The sequence below is a fragment of the Bacillus cereus group sp. N24 genome (assembly GCF_016483345.1).
Classification (GTDB): Bacteria; Bacillota; Bacilli; order Bacillales; family Bacillaceae_G; genus Bacillus_A; species Bacillus_A toyonensis.
Genome location: NZ_JAEHCA010000008.1, coordinates 56686 through 82601 on the forward strand (window position 1 = coordinate 56686; position 25916 = coordinate 82601).

A 25916-nucleotide genomic window follows, 5' to 3' on the forward strand; every position below is an offset into this window, starting at 1 on the left:
ACCTTCTCATTTAAATTGTTTCATAAGTTTGGTATTCTTCTTCTCCAAGCGCTAGTTTCGCTTTCATACGATCTTCTTCTCTTTGGAAGCTAATGCGTAATACGCCAAGCAATCCTTCTCGCGCTTCTAATATTTGCAAGTTCGTAATACTAATTTCTTCACGCGCCAAAATACTCGTAATATGAGCCAATGCCCCTACTTTATCTAAAACATCGACGTATAAGTCGTGATAGGCAGGAATTGCCCCTCTTTTTCGTACTGGTAAAGAATCACGGTATTCTTTCGCATCTGCAAAATAGTTTTGAATCTCGCCTGCATCTCCAGTAGAAACAGTATCATATAATTCTTCCATTTCAGAGATCCACTCTTTTAATAATACCATTAAATGCTCACGATTTTGCTTTACAATATCACTCCACATTTTCGGGCTACTAGATGCAATGCGTGTAATGTCTTTAAATCCGCCAGCAGCTAGCTGATGAATGAGCGGATTATCTCCTGCATGTTTCTCCACTTGCTTGACTAACCCTGCTGCGATAAGATGCGGAAAATGACTAACGATCCCTGTTACATAATCATGCTCTTCTGTATTTAAAACGAGAAAATGAGACCCCGTTCCCTTTAACCAACCTTTTAGTTCTTCCACTTGTTCATTTGGCACATGGTTCATCGGTGTTAAAATGTAAAATGCATTTTCAAATAAATGTGCTTTTGCACTTTCAACCCCAGTTTTATGAGAACCTGCCATCGGATGTCCACCAATGAAAGAAATTTCCTTTGAAAATAAAGCTTCCGCTTCGTTCATAATTGTTCCTTTTGTACTACCAACATCGGTCACTATCACATCTTCTCGTAAACGAAATGACGCTAATTTGTGTAATAACTTCTTCGTTTCTTCAACTGGAGAAGCAAAAACAATTAAATGTGCCTCTTCACATGCACGCTGTAAATCTACTGCTACTTCATCTACTACGTGTAATTCTTTCGCACGCTCTACTTGCTCTTGAAATATGTCATAACCTGTTATCGTTACATCGTGCTCTTTCTTAATTGCTAATGCAAGAGAACCTCCTATTAAGCCTGTTCCAATTAATACTACCTTTTTACACATTTGCCTCATCTCGAGACTTATTTTTCTTATTTTCAAAGTGTTGTTTTAACACTGAAATCACTCCTTCATTTTGCTCCCTTGTGCCGACTGTAATACGGACACCATTCGGGAACGGACGAATAATAAACCCTGCGTGTGCACAAGCTTCATAAATCTCTCCACCATTCTCTACCGGTAAGAAGATGAAGTTTGTTTGTGACGGATAAAATGGAATTTCGTTTTCCTTACAAAAACTTTCGTATTGTTGTATTCCCTCTGTATTAACACGTACAATTTCTTCAATAAACGCTTCATCGTTAAAAGCAATCGTTGCTGCTTTTTGCGCTAATGAAGATACGTTAAATGGCAAACGTACGACATTTAATTTCTCGATTAACTCTTCCTGTCCAATCGCATAACCAACGCGGAAAGAGGCTAATCCATAAGCTTTAGAAAACGTTCTAAGTACAAGAATGTTGTTATGTTTTTCTAAAAGCGGTAATGTCTCAGGGAAATCTTTTGCTGTTACGTATTCATAGTACGCTTCATCAATGACAATTAACGTATTTTCACTAATGCTTTCAATGAACTGAGTCAATTTTTGCTCATTCACATATGTGCCTGTCGGATTGTTCGGATTACAAAGCCAAACGATTTTCGTATTGTTATCAACTACTGACGAAATTTCATCTAAGTCGTATACACCGTTATTTAAAGCAACTTCTTTCACTTCACAACCTTCAATAATTGCATGATGACGGTACTGTGGGAATGTTGCACCAGCCGTTACGATGTTATCTCCTGCTCGAAGTACGGCGCGACTTATTATTTGAATGACCTCATCTAAACCACTACCGCAAAGTATTTGTTCCATTTGAACATGTAACTTATCTGCAATTATTTGACGAAGCGCTATAGCACCTCCGTCAGGATATAAGGCATGTTCCAACCACGATTTTTGCAACTCATCTAAAACACGTGGTGAGCAGCCGAATGGATTTTCATTTGATGCTAATTTCACAAATGAATGATCTCCGTATACTTCTTTCATTTGTTCAGGTGATTTACCTGGTTTATATGGTTGTAATGATGATAGCTGATCTTTTACTTGCATGTTAAAACCACCTTTTTATTAAAATTCTTTTGCGTATTTGTTATGTTGCGTAATGTTTTGCTGAATTAAATCCATACGATCTTTTCCGAATTGTTCGACTAGTGCATCTGCAAGTTCCCATGCCACAACAGATTCAGCTACTACACCTGCTGCTGGTACTGCGCAACTATCAGATCTTTCAATACTCGCTTGGAATGCTTCTTTCGTATCAATATCGACGCTTGCTAACGGTTTGTATAATGTAGGAATCGGCTTCATAACACCTCTTACAACAATCGGCATTCCCGTTGTCATACCACCTTCTAAACCGCCGGCATTATTCGTTTTTCTCGTGTACCCTTTTCCTTCATCCCAAAGGATTTCATCGTGCACTTTACTTCCTGGCTGTCTTGCCGCTTCAAAACCAACACCAATTTCAGCACCTTTAAATGCATTAATACTCATAATAGCACCAGCGAGTTTTGCATCTAATTTACGATCGTAATGAACGTAACTACCAACACCAATTGGCATACCTTCTGCAATGACTTCGACAATACCACCGATTGAATCTCCACTACTTTTTGCATTATCGATCGCATCCATCATCTCTTGTTCTACTTCTTTATCTAAACATCGAACAGGTGAATTTTCAGTTATCGTTTGAATCTCTTCAATTGATAAGTTGGAAATATGCTTCGCTTGCACCCCACCAATTTCAAGCACATGCCCTGCAATTTCCACACCTAACTCTTTCAAAATTTGTTTCGCAACTGCTCCAGCAGCTACACGAACTGTCGTTTCTCTTGCAGATGAGCGCTCTAATACGTTTCTTATATCACGATGACCGTATTTAATAGCTCCGTTTAAATCTGCATGTCCTGGACGTGGTTTTGTAATTGTGCGTTTCATTTCTTTACTTTCTTGCTCTGAAATTGGGTCTGCACCCATTACTTTCGTCCAATGTTTGAAATCATCATTTTTTACGATTAACGTAATCGGTGAGCCAAGTGTCATCCCGTGACGAACACCACTTACAATTTCAACTGTATCTGTTTCAATTTGCATGCGTCTTCCGCGCCCATGTCCTTTTTGTCTTCTTAATAATTCCTTATTAATATGTTCCGCTGTTAATGTTAAACCTGCCGGTACACCTTCTAAAATAACTGTTAACTGCGGACCATGTGATTCTCCAGCTGTAATGTATCTCATTTCTCTTGCCCCTTTACTATTTTTTTGTACAAAAAAGTCCCTACTGAGCGCTCAGTAGGGACGATATTTATCGCGGTACCACCCTAGTTGTAGACAACTATCGTCTACCTCTCTTCTTCTTTAACGATCGTTTGACCGTCTTACCCTCCAAAAGTTATCGGGAAAGATGCTCCAAGGCTGTAATTCATGCTTATCTTTGTACTGATTCACACCGACCATCAGCTCTCTTTAACAGTGAGATAAGCACTACTGTTTCCTCTTCAGCGCATATATGATATGGAATTAAGATAATTTATTTTTGAAACCTTTTAACTCATCCATGAATCTATGGAATTCTGGAATGTCCATTTGTTGTGCAGAATCTGATAATGCAACTGCTGGATCTGGATGAACTTCAGCCATTACTGCATCCGCTCCAATAGCAAGTGCCGCTTTCGCTGTTGGTAATAATAAATCTCTACGTCCAGTTGAATGTGTTACGTCAACGATAACTGGTAAATGTGTTTCTTTCTTTAAAATCGGTACTGCAGAAATGTCTAATGTGTTACGTGTTGCTCTTTCGTATGTGCGGATACCGCGCTCACAAAGAATAATTTGGTCATTACCTTGCGCAATAATGTATTCTGCTGCATTAATGAACTCATCAATTGTTGCTGCTAATCCACGTTTTAGTAATACTGGCTTATTAACTTTACCTACAGCTCGTAGTAAATCGAAGTTTTGCATGTTACGTGCGCCAACTTGAATTACATCAACGTATTCTAATGCCATTTCAACATCGTTCGGATTTAAAATTTCACTAATAATCGCTAAGTCGAACTCATCTGCTACTTGGCGTAAAATTTGTAACCCTTCTACTCCTAAACCTTGGAAATCATATGGAGATGTTCTCGGTTTGAAAGCACCACCGCGCATTAATTTTAAGCCTTGGTCTTTCATAGCTTGCCCTACTTGGCGAACTTGCTCTAAGCTTTCTACTGCACAAGGCCCCATGATGAACGTTTGTGTTCCGTCCCCAATCAATTCACCTTTTACATTAACGATTGTATTTTCTTGTTTCTTTTTACGTGATACTAATAACGCCTTACGGTTATCATCTTCTTGTAATTCCAAGCTAGCTTTGAAGATTGTTTTGAAAATATGTTGAACTGTTGACGTTTCGAATGGTCCTTCGTTATGCTCTGCGATCATATCAAGTACTTCACGCTCACGTACTGGATCAAAGCGTTTCGTACCTTGTACTTGCTTTTGCTCCCCGATTTTTTGAACGATTTCACCACGTTTGTTTAAAAGGTGTAATAGTTGTAAGTTAATTTCATCTACCTGTTTACGTAATTGATCTAATTCATGATTTGCCATTTGGAAATCCTCCTCTAATGTTTTAAAAGTATAGTAAGAGAATGAAAAATTCTCTATTTTCTGAACTGGTTAATTATACAAATTTAAAGTGGAATCGATACCTCTTCTTATCTTAAACTAATAATTACCACAAAGACACTATCTACTAGCTGAAAACCACTTTTTTTGTACAAAAAAGCCCTACTGATCCAATCAGTAGGGACGATATTTATCGCGGTACCACCCTAGTTGTAGACTTCTTTCGTCTACCTCTCTTCCTTGTTAACGGTCAATGTGACCGTCTTTCCCTTCATAAAGACAATACTATCTTTACTACGAAAAAGATGCTCCAGGACTGTAATTCGCTCTTGTTTTTGTACTGGTTCGCACCAACCACCAGCTCTCTGTTACAGGGAAACAACAACTACTGCTTTTCCTTTCAATGCATGACTATTTTATTTTCAAGTTGGACCACTAAAATACAAAAAGTCCCTACTGAATAAATCAGTAGGGACGATATTTATCGCGGTACCACCCTAGTTGTAGACTAACTTTCCGTCTACCTCTCTTCACTGTTAACGATCAATTGACCGCTCTTTCTTCATAAAGACAATCCTATCTTTACTACGAAAAAGATGCTCCAAGACTGTAATTCATGATTATCCCTGTACTGGTTCACACCAACCACCAGCTCTCTGTTACAGTAAGACTAACCACTACTGTGATCTCTTCATTGCACTTTGTTTATTCAAATGTTTTTGAAATTGAATAAGTATGATTCGTATTATAGAACGCTTTTCAAAACACTGTCAATATGTTTTTTATATATTTTTTAAAATTCCACTTTCGTCCTATATTTCTTCTTGTAAATTCCCCATTACAATTCCGATGCGAATCATCTCATTTTCTATTAAGTTTAATACGTGTTTTTCTATTCCAAACTGGGCTAATCGTTTTTTTATTTGTATGATTTCATTTTCAAGAAAATCAGCTTCCTGACGTGTTTGCAGTAAAGTGAAAAACACATTTGCATACATTTCTTTATACGCTTTCATACTCTCTTTCTTTTCAAACATTTCAATAAATAACTGTTTCATTTCCTCCCCTGCACATTCTCCATTTACATCTATAAATGTACGCGACATAATACGTAATCCTTTTTCTAAAATCTCATCCATGTATAAAATAATACGTAAAATCATTACATATTCTCTCGTTGTTATCTCACCCATTTTTGGTCGTTCTCGTAAAAATATACTGAGCCAAGCTGTCCAAAATTTTTGTTGTTCTTTTACACTTAATGTTTTAACGTAATAGCATAAATGTTGCATAAATTTAATTTTATTCTCTTCATTTTCTCGTATAAGCAACGGATATAGCCAATCTGTTTTTTGTTCCCAATACAGCACACATTTTATAAATACAAAACTAAGCCACTTCAAGAAAGCTTCCCTCGTATGCGGGTGTAAAACTTCTAAATGCTCTACTGCATACTTAATAAACCTCTTCATTTCAGTAAATAAAGGTAAATTTATTTGCGTATAACATAGACCTGCCCAAGCATATTTCGTAATCTCATTTTCTTTCTTTAATTCTAAGTAAGGTAACAAATATTTTCGGCACCATTGTTTCTCAATATGATATAAAAATGTAATATCTGCTATTAAACGCGCAAACATAAAGTTTGTCCGTTCAGAACTTACTCTTACTTGTTCTTCAAATAAAAATAAATATTCATACACATTGCGATCGTATAAATGATCATATGATAACAGTTTTAATAATACAGCTGTCATTTTTCCAACAGGATGCTGAATCGATTCATTATAAAAGTCTTGTTTTCCAATCTTAAAATCTGTATCGCTTTTCATAACTTGAGGAAATACCGAAAAAGCAAAACGTTTTACAAACCGTATACTATTCTCCTCTAACTCTTCTAATCGATTACTAATCTCATATAGAAAACTACTAATTAACCAATGAAACGCAGTGTTTCTAACAAATTTCTGTAACAGCGGAATAATTTTTTGGATTTGCTCATTTGTCAGTCTCCGGTTATTTCGCCACTCTCTAATACAAACAAACCACACTTCGTTACTTATTTCATGCATGCCTACTAATTGGTATGCAAATGAAATACTCCACTCTGTATTCAATTTACATGCCTTTGATAACATCTCTAAAAAATGCCGTTGTTCAAAAACACCGTCCTTCGAAAATTGCCGAATTTGGTTCATGATTTCATTGTCTTTCAGCTGCAGTAATCCATCGGCAGTTACATTACAAGTAATACTTTGTTCGATAGCCTTTTTTTTAGGTACACTGTATAGATCAGAATGAAAATGCGGATGTTTCTGTTTCATTAGCTCGTATCCTTGTGCTGTTGATGGACTATTTGAATCACAAGTGAATAATAAATCTAAGACTAAACAAACATCAAATGCCCTCTCCTCTGCAAGGTGCTTCATTGCAGTTTGAATGACTTCTTCCTTTGTTTTTTCTAAAGAATGTGCGTAATGATTTTTTAAAAGTTGAAACACCTCATGTTTATATGTGACATCTAAAAGAAGCCCTTCCTGTAACAACCATTTCATTTTATCATCTACGCTAACAAATAAATTTTTATTCATCGCATCAATTGCAATTCGCTTTTGAAGCAAACTATTTGCTTCTATCATTTCTGTAATATAATAATTCGCTTTTTTCTCATTGTTTTCACATAAATAGATTAGACACTCTTTTACAATTTGAATTAAAAATGCAAGGTCATTTTGATGAAACTCTTTTTCTACATTTTCCTTATTTCTTTTTTTCAGTGCCGTTTGTCTTAATGACAACATTCGCATCTTCTCTAATCCCATCATCAAAATGGGAACTGCGTAATAAGAAATATGCGGTCTCATCTTCGCATTCCAAATTTGCTCCACATGAGAAAATGTAGACACCGGTAACCGACTCGATTCCTCGAGTTCAATGGATTCTTGCGTATCATTTCCTAACTTTCTTTCACGCTTCAACTTAAGTTTTCCGTCCAAAATAAACGTTAGTAACAATAAAGCAATTTCTTTATGCTCAGGAAAAGAACATTTTTGTAGTAAGTAAGAGATTTTTTCTATAGTTTTACTATCTTTTTCAGCTGTTTCTAATAAAAGGAGTGTCCATCTTGCAAACAACAACGGGTCCATCTTGATCTTCGTTTCGTTTAAATAGCTACAAATTGTTCTCCATAATAACGGGGATATTTTAGAATGATTTTTAAAAATCAATTGAAATAATTCTTTCTGATGACTAAAAAGAAATTGTTCCACCAACCATTCTGCAAGCAATTCATCTACTTCATCATAGGTTGACGTAAGCAAAAATAAATTTCGTAATTTCCCCTCTGCTTCAAGCCATTCCACCCATTCATAATCTCGGGCAAATTCAACAAAATATCGAACAGTTTCAATTTTTTTAATGGACTGTTTTATGTAGGATAATTGTTCCTGCTCTACTGATGGTGGCACTGTTACAATGTCACGAATACGCATTCTTTTTGTAATATAATTATCCCCCATTAATTCCGCCCAGCGTTTTACCGCTTTGACGAGGGACTGGTGATTATTTGATTTATTCGGATACACAATCGGCCTTATCCCTAAATGTTCCCAGTGATACGTATTTTCTCCTTGTGCGACAAATGCATAGCGCCTTGTACTTGGTGGTAAACCAGTTGCTAAATATTTCATTACTGGGTCATTATGGCTATACCCAACGAATAAAACGGTGTAATTGGAGAATAAATCAACTAAAAATCTTCTCGCCCATCCTTCCGTTAAGTAAGCCCTTCCAAAATCACCATCTGTTAAAATTAAAGCTTCCTTTTCTTGTTCTATATTTCCATGTATGTAAGCAAGCCCTTTAAACGCTCTACCTGTAGGTAAAGCAGGTGCATAATAAACATTTAATTCTCTATTCATTTCGTTCATCGCAGTTGTAAAATGTCGATCAAAATTCGTCGTTACAATGCGAACTTCTGTATCTAAAGGAAACAACCTCGGAATTGCAAAATGAAGCGGATTTGGTTTTGACGTTTCTATATGAACTAGGTCTTTTGCAACTTGATGTACATCTTTTGTTTTCGCAATTTTACCAAGATAATAATCATGAGGTTCTGTTATTTCACGCTTTTCGACATATAAAGTTTTTGCAATTTCATCAACTAAATCATCAAAATTCGGTAAGTTTGATTTCCCTTTCATAGAAACTCCCGCTCCAACAAACAATACTAACTTTCCTTGTTCAAGATGATCGATTAGCTCATCTGGAATTTCTACTTCTGAAGTAATCCACATTTGGATTCACCCCTTACCTAAAAATGTCATATACTCTCATTTTACTATAACATTTTTTTGTTATTTTTTTTAATATTTAGACATAAATTCGAACATGAAAAAGTTTTATTTAAATATATTAGTTACAATGTATGAACTCCTGAGTTTATTGCAAAACTATGTATAAATCGGAGGTGTAACTATTGAATGGTTTTACTGTAGTACTTATCAAATTCATATCGTGCATTATCGCATTTAGTATCGGACTAGCTTTATTTTTCCCTGCAACGTTCGTCCAAATTATTTCATTCAGTCTTTTTGTGACAATCGTATCTTATATGTTCGTTGATAAAATTATTTTAAATCGCATTGGCAATACTGGTGCCATTATGACAGATTTCTTATTAGCGTATTTAAGCGTTTGGATTTTCGGTAATATTTTATTAGACAACTACATGCAAATTGCATGGGGAAGTATCCTTTCAGCGATTGTCTTCACATTATCAGAAGTAATTGTACATCGCTTCTCTAACTCACACACAAGACATCACAACGATAATATTCATATTAATCGCCGATTTGCATATGGTACGGAGTTTGCTGAAGAACAGAATGTATTGGATAAAGATAAGAAGAAGTAACATCTTGATGAAGGAGCTCCCTTTTTAATCATGTGGGCTCCTTTTTCTGTACTATCATTTCGGTACATGAAATTATATAGACTTACCAACAATATTTGATATGTTATCTTCAAATAAAAAACTGCCTCTTATTTAGAGGCAGCCACTTTCAAATCTTTTAACGTCACAACATCAGCAAACACTCCAAACACTACGTTATGATGCTTCACAATATCTTCAGCACGTAACACATCTGTATCAAATGTACTATGTGCATCACTTACTAACGTTACTTTATACCCTTCACTACATGCTCTGCGCGTTGTCGTATCCACACAGTACTCTGTTTGCATGCCTGAAATAATAACATGTTCAATTCCTTTTTCTTGTAACACTTCGTTTAAGTTTGTTTTATGGAATGAATCTGGCGTCGTCTTTTCAACGATACTATCACCCTCTTTTGGTGCAATTGCCGCATGCACCTCCCAGCCATCTGTCCCTTTTTCTAACGGGTGATCTTTTGGCCCGTTATGTTGGACATACATAACCGGAATATCATTTGAGCGACATTCCCCAATGAGTTCTTGCAATGTTTCTAAAAACTTTTCCCCATTATGTACTGGTATTCCTGCTGTATACATACCTGCTTGTACATCAATTACTATTAATGCTTTTTTCATTTCGCTCATCCCCTTTGTTTGTATAAGCCATTGGATATTCACTATAGTTGTTTATATTCCATCATCCAACAATCTTCTAATTTCCCCTCATGCAGTTCATGTTCCTTTAAAATCTTCACTTTTTTAAATCCGCATTTTTCATAACACTTTATCGCACGTTCATTATTTACTTTTGGATCCATTGCGATTGCTTCCGCCCCCACGTTCTCTACAATATATGTAATCGCTGCTTGAACGAGTTTTGTTCCGATTCCCTTTCCCCAAAAGGTCGGTTCTCCGATAAATTGATCCATCCCCCATATATTTTGCGATTCTTCATATCCATATAACACTTTCCATTCAGAATCAACTTGGTACATTTGAATGTATCCGATCGGCACTTCATCAAATTCTATTAAACATCTTTTTTCATGGCTGTTTGGATTATGTATAAAATGAGTAAGCACCATTTCTACAGATTGCGGATTATCGCGTCCTTCGTAATACTGCAAAACTTCTGGGTCTGTTAACCATTTAGACATGATAGGTGCGTCATCTTCTATTACGTACCTAACCAATAAATCTCCTTTTTGAAAAAGCATGTGACACCTCTATTGTTCCTGTATATTTTTCTTTACTATTACATCTTTACTTGCACCTACTAGTGCATATGGTAGTAATGTTATCGCAAAAAATATTGTAAATACATTCAATTGCGAGATTTTAAATGGTGTGAACCATTCCGTGAAAAATTGAGAATGTAAAATTCTATTAAAAAACTCTCCGCCTAGTCTAAAGTTTGGTTTCCATTCAGTAACATCACAAATAATAAAAATGAATTGTACAATTAAAAATGCCCCTAAATACCGAAACCAAATTCAATTCCAAATCGGCTGCACTTTATTTAATGTATCTTCCATCTAGCTCTCACCTTTTTTATTTCTATCATATTGATTATACACTTTCCTCACTTTATTTGTTAAAATTTTCTATACATTCAAAGATGTTGGGGGAAATATATGATGTCTAATCCTATACAAAAATCAACTTTAATTATCCTTCGGGGAAACTCCGCAAGTGGCAAAACAACAATCGCAAAGGAACTGCAAGAACATTTCGGGCAAGGTACACTATTAGTCTCACAAGATGTCGTGCGTAGAGATATGCTAAAAGTACACGACACAATGGGTAACTTATCTCATGATTTACTATTCGAAATTACAAAATACGGAAAAGGAAAATGTGAATTTGTTATTTTAGAAGGTATTTTAAACAGTCGTAGATACGGTGATATGCTGAAAGAATTAATACACCACTTTGATGGAAACGCGTATATATACTACTTCGATTTATCATTAGAGGAAACGATTAGACGCCATAATACAAGAGAAAAACGAATTGAGTTTGGAGAGGATTCATTACGAAAATGGTACAATCCTCACGATACAATTGAAGTTTCTAGAGAAACTATTTTTACAGATAACTTCACGCAAAAAGATATATTTGATGCTATTCTTAATGATGTTGTGATACAAAAAATCACTGTAAGCAATGGTTGTATCTAAAAACTAATATTCCTTTTCGCATGTTCAAGGTTCCTAGATATATTATCTAAACTCTATTAAATAAAGGTTTTGTTAAATGAATAACATACAATCACTTGTCCATTTCATTTCTCTCTCTCTTGCATTTAATATTAGTATACAAATTATTCAGAGGTGATAACAAAATGGATGAGTTTCTATCTTCTGCTGCATTTAATCCGGATTTAATTGGACCTACCCTCCCACCTATACAACCCTTTCAACTCCCTACTGGTCCTACCGGAACAACTGGACCTACTGGACCTGCTGGATCTACTCAATCTACTGGTTCTACCGGAGCAACTGGACCTACTGGTTCCACTGGTCCTACTGGTCCTACTGGTCCCACTGGTCCCACTGGTCCCACTGGCTCTACTGGTCCCACTGGCTCTACTGGTCCCACTGGCTCTACTGGTCCCACTGGCTCTACTGGTCCCACTGGGACAATTTCATTCGCTTTCGGTAATTTTTGGCAATCAGACTTTATTAACATTCCTATTGGAGGACTTTTTTCTTTTAACCAGAGTGGACCAATTGCAGGGGGAGTTTCTTTATTAAACCCTACTACAATTAGCATCACACAAGCTGGTATTTATCAAGTGTCTTTCATTGCTTCAATTGATTCGAGTTTGATTACTTCATTTCCTTACGCGGCTGGCATTTCTATACTCTTAAATAATAATCCAATACCAAATGCTCAGGGAAGTTTTGGTATTTTAATTTTAGCTCCAGTGAGTATAACTTGTAATCAACTTACTGGTCAATTGATTTTGTCAGTTCCAGCCAATTCAACAATCAGTCTAACAAATATTGGAAGCAACAATATTATAACCTGTGATGATGGTATAAACGCCATAGAATTAACCATTTTCAAATTAAACTAATAACAGTATTCTTTAAAACTAAGCGCCGTTATGGTACACATTTTTCGGTTTAAATAAAGTGAAACTTTAATAAGTGGGGGATTCAGCCCCCACTTATTATTAGCTATCACTCATCAGGTGTTTACAGACAGCATGGCTTCCACCTAACTTTTTTGCTCCAATCAAATTTTGAGGTGGGAGTTTTACTGCCCACAAATAGCAGGATAAATTTTTTCTTGATTCATATCTCTTAAATAAAGAGACCCTAATAAAACTAGAATATATTAACATAATATATATCACTCATAGGGCATTTCTTACAAAGAGCACTTGTATACGTTGCTCTTTTTTGTAAGCGAATTTGCGAACTCATCAATATCCAATACGCTCTATTTAGCGCTAGGAGAAATCCAAGCTTTATTTATTCTTTCGTTCTGCAAAAAAGATTGTAAATAACGAATGCCAATATCAGTGACCAAAAGAGAGTGAAAAATGTTACTATCACCGCAAATGGATCCGTTTTTTTTCTCCATTCCCTGCTAAACGAATTACATTTTCACACCTCAAACTCATTTAAATAGACATTCAACTCCCCTCGCTTTTGATGTATTTTCAATTAATAAACACGAACAAGTTCCATATTGAATTTAATTTTCAATTCAAATTTAGCAATGAATTTCACTAACTCAAAAAATAAAAGCCAGCCTCAATAAAGAGAACTGACTTCTATCTAGATAACTATATATATTATAGAATTTTCACTTTAACGGTTTGTCTTCCCCAATTCATAGCTTTACTTTTTGACCCCATTAAAACATCAATGCGATTACCTTTAATTGCACTTCCGGTATCTCCAGCGATGGCTTCTCCATAACCTTCTACCCATACTTTAGATCCTAAAGGAATTACTTTCGGATCAACTGCGATAATTCTCATATTCGGATTAGCCGTTAAATCATGCCCCATCGCAGTTAAAACGCGTCCACCATATGTACCATTTTCACTTGGATCAGCAGTATATGCTGTCGCTACTACCGTTAATTCACGTTTAGCAGACTGTGTGTTATTTTTAGATTCTTCTTTTGCTTTCGCTTCTTCTTTAGCCTTTTCTATTTCTCGAGCTTTCGCTTCTTCCTTAGCCCTTGCTATTTCTTGTGCTTTCGCTTCTTCTTTAGCCTTTACTATTTCTTGTGCTTTCGCTTCTTCCTTAGACTTTGCTATTTCTTGTGCTTTCGCTTCTTCTTTAGCCTTTACTATTTCTTGTGCTTTTGCTTCTTCCTTAGACTTTGCTATTTCTTGTGCTTTTGCTTCTTCCTTAGCCTTCGCTATTTCTTGTACTTTTGTTTCTTCTTTAGGCTTCGCTATTTCTTGCGCTTTCGCCTCTTCTTTAACTTTTTCTACCTCTTTTACTTTTGCTTCTTCCTTAGGCTTCGCTATTTCTTGTACTTTTGTTTCTTCTTTAGGCTTCGCTATTTCTTGCACTTTCTTTTCTTCCTTACTTTTTGCTACTTCTTGTACTTTTACTTCTTCCAGTACTTTTGTTGTTTCTTTCGTTTTTGCTATTTCCTGTATTTTTGCTACTTTCTGCGTTTTGGCTTCTTCCTTAGCTTTTACCGCTTTTTGTACTTTCGCTACTTGCTTCGTTTTCTCTCCAGCTTTCTTTTCACTTGGTGCTGTACTTGATAGGAAAGAAACATTTGCATAAGCTGTTTTTCCTTTATACTCAAATTGTAGCCATCCGTCTTTTGCTTGATGCGTTGATTCAATTACATCATCTTTTTTCAGTCTACCAAGAATTTCTGATTCTGTGTTTGCTTCAGAGCGTACATTTAACAAGTTTGCTGTTACATGATAAATATCTTTTGTAAACTCCGAACTTACAAACAATTCTTTACCATTTAAATCAATTTTTGACCATCCTTCTTCGGTATTTATTACTTTTAACTTTTGTCCTTCTTTTACTTTTTCGATAACTTTTGATTCCGTAGTTGGCTTTTCACGTACGTTGAGTACATCCGCTGTTACGATCGTTTCTGCGATAGCAGATGTAGTAAAAGCCCCCAATCCAAAAACTGTTGCTGTTGCTGCGCCAATTATTTTTTTCATATTAGCCTCCATTGCTTTTTTTGGGTTTTATGAAATGCTCCCATAAAATTAGGTAATTTCACGGAATATCAAAACATTTACAATGATATATTTATACTGCCTAATATACCGTTATTAAAACCCTTTACTCCAATAGTATCAAATTCTCATTTTTAATTCTATAAATTATCAATCTCTTTATCTTATATAAACGTTTCTAATCCTTTTTCTTTTTACTAAATAGTCGTTGCAATTCCTGCCAGAAATAAACTTACAATTGCTAAAAATGAAGTACCGACTATAGCCCCTCTTAAATGGAACATGTAATCTTTATATCCCTTCATCCCATCCGTACAAGGAATAACAACAAACCTCGGAGTAATCCAGCAAAAAATAAGCCAATCAATTATAATTAAATCTACTAAATTGAAGATCATTAAAATGCCTAAAGTATGTAAATAAGCTTCAATATACAATAATTTTTCTTGTTGATGTAGTATATATGTAGAAACAAAAGGAGTTCCGAAAAGAATTATATTGTATGCAATATTAAAGTAAATCGTTTGCTTTTTTTCATGAATTGATTTTGGAAGAACTACCTTTTGAATATCTTTCGGATAATCATTTAATGATAGACGAGGATTATAATATAAAGACCCCAATACCATTAGGGAAAGTACAATAGACATAATGACACCAACGTACATCATTTGCTCAAATTGACTCATAAGCCTCATTCACCCTTTTCAGTAATTCCTATGTAAGTCATTCACTTAATTACACATTGTATGTACGGACACAACTAAAAATTATCTTTTTTGCCAAATCAAATTCCTTGTAATATAAGTACAATTTTTATACAGTGAAAGCCTAATTAGTACAGATAGGATTGGTGGAACCTATGAAAATTGAACATATCGCAATTTGGGTAAATGATTTAGAATTAATGCGTGATTTTTATATAAAATACTTTAACGGTAAATCAAACTCTTTATATCATAATGAAGCGAAACAATTTGAATCTTATTTTATTACGTTCGAATCTGGAGCAAGGATCGAACTAATGCGTAAAAAAGGTATAGAAAACCAGCCTAACCTTCATATAACTGGCTATGCACATATGGCTTTTTCTGTCGGTAGTGAAGAACGTGTAAATAAATTTACTACAACATTACAAGATGATGGTTACCCTTTATTAAGTGGACCTCGTTTCACTGGAGATGGATATTACGAAAGTGTGATAGGCGATCCGGAAGGTAATCAAATTGAAATTACGATTTAGCTTACTTTTTCTTTTCTGAAGAACAAATAAAAATTGGTTTGGAGGAATATTATGCAAAAGCTATATTTTACTAAATATGGAGCAACAGATTTCAATCAATATTTCCAACTCGTATCAAATGAAGAAGTGATGGCGCAAATTACCGAGCGTGCCATTCCGTTAGATGAGGCACAAAATGACTTTGAAAAATTGTTAAAGCGCAACGAAAAGCATCGGCTATTTGGCTCCTATAAAGTGTATGACTCTATTACAAATGAATATATCGGCCTTGGACACGTTACACTCAGTGAGGAAAATGAAAAAGAGGCTGAAATTGGTTATATGATTTTGCCAGGATACTGGGGAAAGAGATATGGTAGTGCGATTGCAAAGGAATTAATGCATATAGCGAAGCAAACAGAAGTAAACGTATTAAAAGCAATTATTGATCCGAATAATATCCCCTCTCGTAAAATATTATTAAACTTCGGTTTTACATCTGAAAAAGTTTGCGAGATTGATGGATTGCCTGGGGAGATTTTGAGTACATACATTTAACTATATAAAAAAGCAGTGCTACATTTGAACTAACCGTAGCATTGCTTTTATCTTTTATTATTATAAAAGTCCATTTTCACTTTAATACGAACTAAATCATTATTTCTTTATCTCGTCTACTACACTTTGAACTAAAGAGATAAGAGCTTCCTTTGTATCCTCATCTGTTACCTTTGCATCATCACTAAATTTAGTGCGCACTGATGGGATTAATAGCGAACCATTTTGAATGACAATTGTATCTAGCATACCTAGCGTAAGTAATAATGATTCATGAGCTTTATCCCCTCCAGCAATCGACGGTGAAGCTGTTATAATAGCAACTGGCTTTTTATAAAGTTCCGCTGATGAAACAAGCCATTCTAATGCATTCTTCAAAACTCCTGGAATACTTTTTGCGTACTCTGGTGTACAAATAATAAGTGCATGTGCCTCACTTAATGTCTTTCGAAATTTTTCAACAACAATCGGTGCTCCAACTCGATCTACATCCGGATTAAAATGAGGTAGTTCCCCTATCCCATTATAAATAGTGTAATCTATACCTTCTGGAATAAATGCTGCTAAAGTTTTTAATACGTTTGTGTTGGATGACCCTTCCCTAATACTTCCTGAAATCGCTATGACCCTTTTGTGTTTACTCATATGATCCCCCCTAAGAACATCATACTGATACAGCCGTAGAAAAATCAAAATATTGAATCATTTAACAAATGTACATCCGTTAAATTTGTTTACATAATAATATTATGAGTATAAAAAACGAATCCGTTATTACTTTCACCGTTTTTCATTTAGTCTCTACATACCACTCACTATTCCACCACCGAAAGTAAAACTTTCTCAAACTCTTTTTTAGACAACATACTATCCGTTTATATACACTTGGTATGCATTTCTTCCTTCTTTTGCAGGTACTACTATTTTTTTATTTTAACTTGCTGGATATGCATTAGAACCCAAATAACGTTCTTTTATAATTTGACGATGATGAAGCTCATGACCAGCGATAATGTTTGCTAATGCAAGAACCGTGACTTCAGAATTGTTCGCGATTCCCCTTTGTAACCAGGCTTCTTTATCTAAACTTTTAAGCAAATGCACAGTAGATTGGCGAACAACTGTTAAATTCTCAAGAAGATCTTGCATAGATTGCTTATCAAAAGCTGCTCTAAGAACATACATATCATCGTTATATCCAGGAAGTTCTGCTGTCTCGCCTCTTGCTATGGAAAGCAATCGATATGCCATAATACGTTCAGTATCCACAATATGACCGATTACTTCTTTTATACTCCATTTATTAGGAGCATATCGAAAATGTCCCTCACTATCAGAAATATCTTTCAATAAAAGATTTGTTTCCTTCATTTGTTGCTCTAGAATACGTATGATATCTCCATTTGGTATTAAATTTATGTACGTTGAATAATACGGATTATATTCATTTGCGTCTGGTCTCTTTTGCATGCTTATCATCCTTTTTATCTTATCTTTATATACAACTTATCATAAAGTATTATCATATTAATCAGAGAATTTAAATTCTAAAACAAAAGGTCCCCTTCCTATAGAATTACATTAACAAAGCGACTCATCCTCAAGCTTCCAACTAAACCATCTCCCATGCCCTTCCGTTTCCCCAACAGTTTCACAATATTCGTTTCCGTTAATATAATAATCAATATGAAGATCACGATCCCACATGTTGTTATATAGGTGGAATACATCACGTTTTGCACCAATTTCTTTCATTTGTTTTTCTAGCGTATGTTTTACATTTTCAGGTATTTGGTTTGCCACATGTGTATGGAAAATACAAATAACAGCATCTTCCCTTATTTGATTTACAATGGCCGGAAGAAGCGCTACACCGTCCCCTTCAATTAATTGCACTGATTTTTCTTTTACAAGCGTCGCTGCTTGGTCAAACATTTCAAGCCTTTCTTTATGTTCTGGCCAAATGAGTGCACGTAGCCATAAATAATCTTCCTCATTATGTAAATCATTCACATGTAAATCAAGCCCGATTCTTTCTACGACAGGTGGATTTTGTTTTAGAAAACGCGGCACATTCTCCCCTCTTATTTCAGAAGTTACATGCACATTTGAATTTACATTTCCGTACATTTCATCCGTTCCGTACGAATAACGGTATTGGTCCCAGAACAGTTGTAATCCAGAGCTTGTCCCAATTTCAATTAATGCTAATGGTTTGTTCACTTTGTTAAATATGTAACAGAAACTTGGGTATAAGTATGCGCACCTTCTTACTTCATTCGTTTGAACGAGTTTTGTTTGTAACAAAGTAATGATTTCTTCTCGGTATTCTTTACAGAAACCTTTAAAATGATCAAAAGCTTTATCTAAATTTGTTTCGGCATTTTCAACTAAACTACTATAATACGTTTTTAAATGATGTTCTTTTCCTGCAAGCAATAAATAATGTACTGCACCTAATAATAAGTTTGGGACTGGTTGACCTACCTGAGCATAGGACGATAGTGTAAGTACTTCCTCATCTTCAGCAATTTTCATTGATAAATATTCATATAAATCACTTGACCCTTTACATTCCTTTATTGAAAAGTTTCGAAATAAGTTTGAAATTTGCTCTTTTGTACGCATTAAAAGCCCTCCTTTTCATTTTTCGGAATAATCTTACCATTACCGAAAGAAAAATCCCATAAAAAGGTATTCGATTTAGTCACTTAAGGATACGTAAGCTTTTTCGAGATAATTTCAAACTGTAATTTTTTTCTATTTATCACCTTAAAAGAGCTTGTTAAATAAGATTTTTAGCGAATAAAACGTTAAATAGTTTAAAATTATCAGATAACACTAGATATTTTAGTCTATTAATTATTATAATAGAGTATGAGATGGTTATATAATTGAGACAAAAAAGGTATACACCTAGGTGGGGCCTAGGCGGTGTTTCTCTTTTACGGCTTAGACATAGAAAACACCTACTCTTTTTTGCCAATATAGGGGATGGAGAGATTATCATGAGCAACATGCAGCAAAAAACAGACGTTATCTTAATTGGTGCAGGAATTATGAGTGCAACGTTAGGCTCATTACTAAAAGAATTAGCACCTGAATGGGAAATTAAAGTTTTTGAAAAACTCGCAAGTGCCGGGGAAGAAAGCTCTAACGAATGGAATAATGCAGGTACAGGGCATTCTGCGCTATGCGAACTGAACTATACTTCCGAAAAATCTGACGGATCTATAGATATTAGTAAGGCTGTAAAAGTGAATGAGCAATTCCAGCTTTCAAGACAATTTTGGGCATATCTTGTAAAAAGCAAATTAATTCGTAATCCACAAGATTTTATTATGCCACTTCCTCATATGAGTTTAGTAGAAGGGGAAAAAAATGTAGAGTTTCTAAAAAACCGTTTTGAAGCGCTTTCAAAAAATCCACTGTTTCAAGGAATGGAGTTTTCTGATGCTCCTGAAACATTAAAAAAATGGCTTCCTCTCATTATGGAAGGTCGTACATCTAATGAACCGATGGCTGCAACGAAGATTGACTCTGGAACAGATGTTAACTTCGGTGCATTAACACGTATGTTGTTTGATTACTTACAAACGAAAAATGTCGAGCTAAACTACAAACATAGTGTCGAAAATATTAAACGCACGAAGAATGGTTTGTGGGAAGTAAAAGTACACGATATGAATAGTGGTAAAATCGAACATCATACTGCAAAATTTGTCTTTATCGGTGGCGGTGGCGGTAGCCTACCTCTACTACAAAAGACAGGTATTCCTGAATCAAAACATATTGGTGGATTCCCAGTAAGTGGACTATTTATGGTATGTAAAAATCAAAAAGTAATTGAGCAACACCATGCTAAAGTTTACGGTAAAGCTAAAGTTGGTGCTCCACCAATGTCTGTACCTCATCTAGATACGAGATATATAGATAATAAAAAAGCTTTACTGTTCGGACCGTTCGCAGGGTTCTCACCTAAATTCTTAAAAACTGGTTCAAATCTTGACTTAATCGGTTCTGTTAAACCGAATAACGTCTTAACGATGTTAGCTGCTGGTGTAAAAGAAATGGGACTTACAAAATACTTAATTCAGCAAGTTATGTTATCACATGAAAAACGTATGGAAGAATTACGCGAATTCATTCCGAACGCGAAAAGTGAAGATTGGGATATTGTAGTTGCTGGGCAACGTGTACAAGTAATTAAAGATACTGATGCTGGCGGTAAAGGTACACTTCAATTCGGCACAGAAGTTGTAAGTGCAGCTGACGGATCAATCGCTGCATTACTAGGTGCTTCACCAGGTGCTTCTACTGCTGTTCACGTCATGCTTGAAGTATTAGAAAAATGTTTCCCTGATCGAATATTAGGATGGGAAGAAAAAATAAAAGAAATGATTCCTTCTTATGGCATTTCGCTTACTGAAAATCCAAGACTATTCCAAGATTTACACACTTCAACTGGACGTACACTTGGATTAAACGAAAAAGAAACTGTTCATAATTAAAGAATACATTCACAAAATGACATAATAAAAACGTCCGATATATTCGGACGTTTTTTCTTCTTTAAAAATTATACTTATCAATATTATCTTTCGTAAAGACAACTCGTTCTGGTAATACGATAATTCCGTTTCCTTCTGCCTCATATTCATATCCTTGTATGGAGTTAGGCTCTACTTTCACTTTTCCGATACCTTTTACTTCGAAGCTATCCCCTACTTTTAACTTCTTCCCTTTCACAACAATTTCATTTGCTACATATGTTGCGAGAGCCCCTTGCTGTTTTACATCCCATAATCCAAATTGTTGTACTGTTCCTCGTTTTACATAATCACGCATAACGTTCGGCGTAGAAAATCCAGTTACAACTACTTTTTTATCCATTTTTAAATTTTCTGCTGCTTGTGCCATTGCTGGAAGTGCTGTTGCATCTGGACAAATGACTGCGTTTATATCAGGATACGTTTTTAATATGTTCTCCCCTACTGACAAAGACTTTTGCGCATTATTTTCACCATACTGAGTCGTTACAATTTCCCAGTTCGGATATTTCTTTTTAATTATTTCTTTCGCCTTCGTTACCCATTGGTTTTGATCCGTTACAGTTGGACTTGAATAAAAGAATGCTACTTTTCCTTTATCTCCAATTTGCTTTGAAGTCATTTCAATCAATACATTAGCAAGTTGATCTGGTGTTCCTTGACTTATATAAAAAGAACGATCTTTCGGATTCACATCAGAATCCCACGTTAACACTGTCATCCCTTTTTTCTTAGCACGTTGCAGTGATTGTGATAGGCCATCCACTGATGTAGAAGAAACCATTAATGCATCATAGTTTTGGTTAATAAAATTATTTATATATTTCACTTGTCCTGATACACTCGCTTCAGACGGTCCATCATATTTTACTTGTACACCTAGCTTATCCCCCATCTCTTTCGCGCCTTCACCACCTGATGTGAAGAAACCAACTCCAGTTAATTTCGGGATGAATGCAAATTTTACATCATCAGCCTTTTTCTTATCTGCTGTTTGACTAGAGCAAGCAATTAAACCGATTAAACACATACATACAATAATAACAATCCCCAGTTTTCTCTTCATGACATTTCCCCCTTATGCAAATTCCTTCTTTTTCCCGCTAAGAATGGATGTACTTTGAAATGTCTCATAATAACTGAAAGAATAAGGATAATACCAATCACTACATTGGATTGTTCATTAGTTAAGCCTGTCATTTGCAAGCCATACTGCATTAGTCCTATAAATACACTCGCTAGTACAGTACCGATAATACTTCCTTTTCCCCCTGTAATAAGTGTCCCGCCTAATACGACTGCTGTAATGATCGGTAAAATCGTTTCACTTCCCATATCAGCACGTGCGGAACCAAAATATGCAGTTAAGAAAGCTCCCCCTAATCCACCTCCTAACCCAGAAATTATATAAGCGATGATGACTACTTTCTCCGTTTTAATTCCGGTGTATTTCGCTGCATTTTCGTTTGCGCCTGTTAATTTTACGTGGCGCCCATATATGGTACGATGAAACAATACAGTGCATAATACAGTTAATACGATTAGGATCCATAATAGATTAGGTATTCCTACTGAACTACCATTTGCCAGTTGCACATAAGCATCAGGTAAACCACTTATTCCTTCGTATCCAGAAGCGCCCGCACCTCCTGAAATGACGAGTGCAATTCCTCCGTATAAAAACATCGTTCCGAGTGTAACGACAAGTGGTTCTACACCTGTCATTTTTATAATGATTCCGTTTAAAGCGCCTGCTAAGCAACTTATTATTAGGGCGATTATGACAGCAAACAAAATAGGTATTCCGCTCATCCAAAGTACACCAATCAAAATCGAAGTGAGCCCCATTATTGAGCCGACCGATACATCAATTCCTCCTGTTACAATAACGAAAGTCATTGGTATCGCCGCGATTGCGATAAATAGGAAATCATTTGTACTAAAAAGGAGATTACTAACGTTGAAGAAATCACTATTTAGAAAACTAAAGAGAATGAATTCTATAAGAAGGAATACGATTAGAACACCTTCCCATCTGTAAACATGCTTCATATATTCATCCTCCTTTCTGCTCTCCACTTTTTCATTACACTATCTAATATAATAATAAGTAATAGTAAAAATCCTGAAATAGCATTATTCCAAAATGCTGGTATTTTTAAAAAGACGAGTGAACTGCTTATTGCTTCTAAAAATAATGCACCTAATGCGGCCCCAAATATAGAACCTGTTCCCCCTTTTAAATGAATTCCTCCTAGCACAGCAGCTGCGATAACCTGTAGTTCTATTCCTGTACCTGTTTGATTTGGAACGAACCCGATATTCATAACAAAAATGCAACCAGCAAGTGCCGCACTTATGCTCGATATAATAAACGCATTTATCTTCACTTTATTAACAGGTATCCCAATGAGTCTTGCACCATTTTCATTATCACCTACCGCATAAAAGTATCTTCCGTACGGCACTTTCATTAAAAAGAAATAGAGTAGTAGTAAAATAATAAAAACAATCCATACAGTTATCGGTAGACCAAGTATGACGATAGATGACAGCTGCTTAAAATCGTTTGGAATATCTTCAATCCACTTCCCGCCTGTGAAGATTAACATTGCACCTCTAATAATTCCTAGCATGCCTAATGTCATAATAATGGCTGGTACCCGAAACTTCGCAACGCCAATCCCGTTTAAGAAACCAATAATAGTGCCAAGTATAATAGTAGCAACAATTGAAAAGAATGCACTATACCCGTTCGTTAACAACATTCCGCAAACCGCTGCGCTTAATCCCATAATCGAGCCAACTGATACATCTATATTTTTCGTAAATAAGACGAAAGATTGGCCAATTGCTAGAACGACTAAAATAACGCTTGATTTCATCATTAAAGATAACGAGTTAAACTGAACAAAACTAGGATTTATCATTCCGACAATGGCTATATACATAAGTAGTAACAGTATGATAGACGTTTCGTGCATATTATACATGCGTTTCATTCCGTTACACCCCCGTATGCAAGACGTGTAACTTCACCTACACTCATTTGTTCTTTCTCTAAATGAGAAATAAATTGACCATTTCGCATTACATATACACGGTTAGAAAATTGGACAATTTCCTCAATATCTGAAGAGATAATTAATATGGCGAGTCCTTCCCCTTTCATTTTTTCTATCGCCTCATACACTTCAAGTCTTGCTTTTGCATCAATTCCGCGCGTCGGTTCATCGAGAATAATAATTTTCGGGTTACATGCTAAATATTTCGCAAGCACGACTTTTTGCTGATTACCTCCTGATAAAGATGCCAGTTCTTCATTCATGTTTGGCACAACAATTCGAAACTGGTCTATATACGACTTCGCTAAAGCGCTTTCTTTTTCTCGGCTAATAAAAAAACGATTATTTTGCTGTAAACATGCTGCTGTAATATTTTCTGTAACAGATGCGATTGAGAAAATCCCATTCCTCGCCCTATCCTCTGGCACATAAACGAGTCCTTCGCCTAGCCTTTTATGCAAAGAAAATGTATCAATAGATTTTCCTTCTAATAAAATAGACCCTGTTTTTATAGATTTCAATCCAAATATCGCTTCTGCTAATTCAGTTCTACCTGATCCAACGATGCCAGCAATACCTACAATTTCTCCAGCGTGTACAGCGAATGATATATTTGAAAATGCGTGGCCAGTTACATTCGTTACTTCTAATATTTTTTTCGTCCTTTCTATCTCTTGAACTACTTCTCTTTTTTCTTCCTGTTTATATCCTTGTGGCAATAGTCCCTCCATCAGCATGTCATAAGTATAGTCACATACATCCCCTTGGCTTATAATCATTCCATCACGTAATATCGCTACTTTATTAGCAATTTCAAAGATTTCTGGAAAACGATGCGTAATGTATATCATCCCAATTCCTTTTTCTTGTAAACTTTTCATCAACACAAAAAGACTCTTCATTTCGTGAGTTGTTAATGTCGATGTTGGCTCATCTAAAATAAGAATCTCGGCTTCTCGTATTAATCCCCTAACGATTTCTACTAATTGTTGCTGCGCAATGGATAACGATGCTCCTAGCTCATAAAGGGCAATATCCCAACCTAAACTGTCCATTATTTGCTGAATCTTTACTTTCAGTTCCTTTTTCTTTCTGTTTAGCCCAATACATATATTTTCTTCAATAGTCATATGCGGAAAAATGAGTGGTTCTTGTGGTATTAAATACATACGTTCTCGATGTGCTTCTGACGGATTTAAAAATTGTTGCCTCTTTCCTTTTACATACATTTCTCCACTATCATACGAATATAACCCCGTTAATATTTTCATTAATGTTGATTTTCCAGCACCATTTCCCCCAACTAAAGCGTATATATCTCCACGCTCTACTTGTAAGTTCACTTCTTTTAGCACAAGTTGATTTGAAAACGCCTTACTCATTTTCTTTACTTGTAATAAGGGTATGTTCTCCACATGATGTCACCTGCCTTTATCCCGCTATTTACTACCCGTTCATGCCCGATTGGTGCGGGCTGAAAATCAGTGGGATGAAATAAAACCCCCACTGATTACAGTTTCACTTTATGCAGAACATTTTTTGAGAAAATGATTATTTGTTCTACTTGTTTTGTAGCATTGTATATTCCTTTTTTCATATCTAGAACACTTTTTTCACCAGACGTTT

At 35.5% G+C, this 25916-nt stretch carries 23 protein-coding genes and 3 other annotated features; of the genes, 6 read left to right on the forward strand and 17 right to left on the reverse strand.

Annotation, left to right across the window (positions count from 1 at the left end; genetic code table 11):
- Positions 1 to 10: 10 nt before the first annotated feature.
- The 5 genes from tyrA to JDS95_RS14130 form a co-directional block, all read right to left on the reverse strand.
- Entirely contained in the window at positions 11 to 1111 is a 1101-nt protein-coding gene (tyrA, locus tag JDS95_RS14110; protein ID WP_000335164.1) for a prephenate dehydrogenase, read from the reverse strand.
- Positions 1104 to 2204, reverse strand: a complete 1101-nt coding sequence (gene hisC, locus JDS95_RS14115; protein WP_001197250.1) for a histidinol-phosphate transaminase — start codon at positions 2202 to 2204, stop codon at positions 1104 to 1106. The genes tyrA and hisC overlap by 8 nt, the downstream gene beginning before the upstream one ends.
- 18 nt (positions 2205 to 2222) lie before the next feature.
- Positions 2223 to 3395 (reverse strand): chorismate synthase, encoded by a 1173-nt coding sequence (gene aroC / locus JDS95_RS14120; RefSeq protein WP_199690560.1) that lies wholly within the window; start codon positions 3393 to 3395, stop codon positions 2223 to 2225.
- Positions 3396 to 3448: 53 nt separating this feature from the next.
- Positions 3449 to 3668 (reverse strand) — a binding site (T-box leader).
- A gap of 9 nt (positions 3669 to 3677) precedes the next feature.
- A complete protein-coding gene (locus JDS95_RS14125) occupies positions 3678 to 4754 on the reverse strand; it encodes a bifunctional 3-deoxy-7-phosphoheptulonate synthase/chorismate mutase (protein WP_001273577.1) in 1077 nt (358 codons plus the stop codon).
- A 194-nt stretch (positions 4755 to 4948) separates the two neighbouring features.
- Positions 4949 to 5185: a binding site (T-box leader), on the reverse strand.
- Between the two features lie 54 nt (positions 5186 to 5239).
- Positions 5240 to 5476, reverse strand: a binding site (T-box leader).
- 108 nt (positions 5477 to 5584) lie between these two features.
- Entirely contained in the window at positions 5585 to 9067 is a 3483-nt protein-coding gene (locus JDS95_RS14130) for a DUF4020 domain-containing protein (protein WP_199690562.1), read from the reverse strand.
- A 182-nt stretch (positions 9068 to 9249) separates the two neighbouring features.
- On the opposite strand from JDS95_RS14130, the gene JDS95_RS14135 reads away from it, so the two are divergent.
- Positions 9250 to 9687: a YndM family protein gene (locus JDS95_RS14135; RefSeq protein ID WP_001013100.1), complete on the forward strand. Its 438-nt coding sequence runs from the start codon at positions 9250 to 9252 to the stop codon at positions 9685 to 9687.
- A 128-nt stretch (positions 9688 to 9815) separates the two neighbouring features.
- On the opposite strand, the gene JDS95_RS14140 is transcribed toward JDS95_RS14135, so the two are convergent.
- The 3 genes from JDS95_RS14140 to JDS95_RS14150 are packed head-to-tail and all read right to left on the reverse strand — an operon-like array spanning position 9816 to position 11203.
- Positions 9816 to 10346, reverse strand: coding sequence for a cysteine hydrolase family protein (locus tag JDS95_RS14140; RefSeq protein ID WP_000709521.1), 531 nt, complete (start codon positions 10344 to 10346; stop codon positions 9816 to 9818).
- Between the two features lie 41 nt (positions 10347 to 10387).
- Complete coding sequence (locus tag JDS95_RS14145; RefSeq protein ID WP_000898792.1) at positions 10388 to 10927, reverse strand: GNAT family N-acetyltransferase; 540 nt, start codon at positions 10925 to 10927, stop codon at positions 10388 to 10390.
- 9 nt (positions 10928 to 10936) lie between these two features.
- Positions 10937 to 11203 (reverse strand): YfzA family protein, encoded by a 267-nt coding sequence (locus JDS95_RS14150; RefSeq protein WP_097838270.1) that lies wholly within the window; start codon positions 11201 to 11203, stop codon positions 10937 to 10939.
- A 144-nt stretch (positions 11204 to 11347) separates the two neighbouring features.
- Between JDS95_RS14150 and JDS95_RS14155 the strand changes: the two genes are divergently transcribed.
- The gene (locus JDS95_RS14155) at positions 11348 to 11890 is read left to right on the forward strand and encodes a kinase (RefSeq protein ID WP_033660578.1); all 543 of its coding nucleotides are present in this window, start codon (positions 11348 to 11350) and stop codon (positions 11888 to 11890) included.
- 164 nt (positions 11891 to 12054) lie between these two features.
- Positions 12055 to 12792 (forward strand): exosporium leader peptide-containing protein, encoded by a 738-nt coding sequence (locus tag JDS95_RS14160; protein ID WP_199690564.1) that lies wholly within the window; start codon positions 12055 to 12057, stop codon positions 12790 to 12792.
- 726 nt (positions 12793 to 13518) lie between these two features.
- Here the strand turns inward: JDS95_RS14160 and entB are convergent.
- Positions 13519 to 14877 carry a cell wall-binding protein EntB gene (entB, locus tag JDS95_RS14165; protein ID WP_144467083.1) on the reverse strand — a complete coding sequence of 453 codons (1359 nt, stop codon included), beginning with the start codon at positions 14875 to 14877 and terminating at the stop codon, positions 13519 to 13521.
- Positions 14878 to 15092: 215 nt separating this feature from the next.
- On the reverse strand, positions 15093 to 15584 hold the full coding sequence (locus JDS95_RS14170; RefSeq protein ID WP_199690566.1) for a nitroreductase: 492 nt from the start codon (positions 15582 to 15584) through the stop codon (positions 15093 to 15095).
- A 173-nt stretch (positions 15585 to 15757) separates the two neighbouring features.
- Between JDS95_RS14170 and JDS95_RS14175 the strand changes: the two genes are divergently transcribed.
- Both JDS95_RS14175 and JDS95_RS14180 read left to right on the forward strand, forming a co-directional pair.
- Positions 15758 to 16138: a VOC family protein gene (locus tag JDS95_RS14175; RefSeq protein WP_000687537.1), complete on the forward strand. Its 381-nt coding sequence runs from the start codon at positions 15758 to 15760 to the stop codon at positions 16136 to 16138.
- Positions 16139 to 16189: 51 nt separating this feature from the next.
- Positions 16190 to 16675: a GNAT family N-acetyltransferase gene (locus JDS95_RS14180; RefSeq protein WP_001171007.1), complete on the forward strand. Its 486-nt coding sequence runs from the start codon at positions 16190 to 16192 to the stop codon at positions 16673 to 16675.
- A gap of 99 nt (positions 16676 to 16774) precedes the next feature.
- Here JDS95_RS14180 and JDS95_RS14185 read toward each other — a convergent pair whose 3' ends face one another.
- The 3 genes from JDS95_RS14185 to JDS95_RS14195 form a co-directional block, all read right to left on the reverse strand.
- Entirely contained in the window at positions 16775 to 17320 is a 546-nt protein-coding gene (locus tag JDS95_RS14185) for an NADPH-dependent FMN reductase (protein ID WP_000033751.1), read from the reverse strand.
- 288 nt (positions 17321 to 17608) lie between these two features.
- Positions 17609 to 18145 carry a DinB family protein gene (locus tag JDS95_RS14190; protein WP_085450307.1) on the reverse strand — a complete coding sequence of 179 codons (537 nt, stop codon included), beginning with the start codon at positions 18143 to 18145 and terminating at the stop codon, positions 17609 to 17611.
- Positions 18146 to 18256: 111 nt separating this feature from the next.
- On the reverse strand, positions 18257 to 19303 hold the full coding sequence (locus JDS95_RS14195; protein WP_001259292.1) for a DUF2332 domain-containing protein: 1047 nt from the start codon (positions 19301 to 19303) through the stop codon (positions 18257 to 18259).
- Positions 19304 to 19683: 380 nt separating this feature from the next.
- Here JDS95_RS14195 and JDS95_RS14200 point away from each other — a divergent pair, with 380 nt between their 5' ends.
- Positions 19684 to 21186, forward strand: coding sequence for a malate:quinone oxidoreductase (locus JDS95_RS14200; RefSeq protein WP_000069153.1), 1503 nt, complete (start codon positions 19684 to 19686; stop codon positions 21184 to 21186).
- A 61-nt stretch (positions 21187 to 21247) separates the two neighbouring features.
- On the opposite strand, the gene lsrB is transcribed toward JDS95_RS14200, so the two are convergent.
- From lsrB to JDS95_RS14220, 4 genes are read right to left on the reverse strand one after another with little or no spacing between them, the layout of a single operon-like run.
- Positions 21248 to 22291 carry an autoinducer 2 ABC transporter substrate-binding protein LsrB gene (gene lsrB / locus JDS95_RS14205; protein ID WP_000823647.1) on the reverse strand — a complete coding sequence of 348 codons (1044 nt, stop codon included), beginning with the start codon at positions 22289 to 22291 and terminating at the stop codon, positions 21248 to 21250.
- A complete protein-coding gene (locus tag JDS95_RS14210; RefSeq protein ID WP_000683487.1) occupies positions 22288 to 23277 on the reverse strand; it encodes an ABC transporter permease in 990 nt (329 codons plus the stop codon). Before JDS95_RS14210 ends, lsrB begins: the two co-directional genes overlap by 4 nt.
- Complete coding sequence (locus JDS95_RS14215) at positions 23274 to 24227, reverse strand: ABC transporter permease subunit (protein ID WP_000827688.1); 954 nt, start codon at positions 24225 to 24227, stop codon at positions 23274 to 23276. The genes JDS95_RS14210 and JDS95_RS14215 overlap by 4 nt, the downstream gene beginning before the upstream one ends.
- On the reverse strand, positions 24224 to 25705 hold the full coding sequence (locus JDS95_RS14220) for a sugar ABC transporter ATP-binding protein (RefSeq protein WP_139823497.1): 1482 nt from the start codon (positions 25703 to 25705) through the stop codon (positions 24224 to 24226). Before JDS95_RS14220 ends, JDS95_RS14215 begins: the two co-directional genes overlap by 4 nt.
- Positions 25706 to 25916 lie beyond the last annotated feature (211 nt).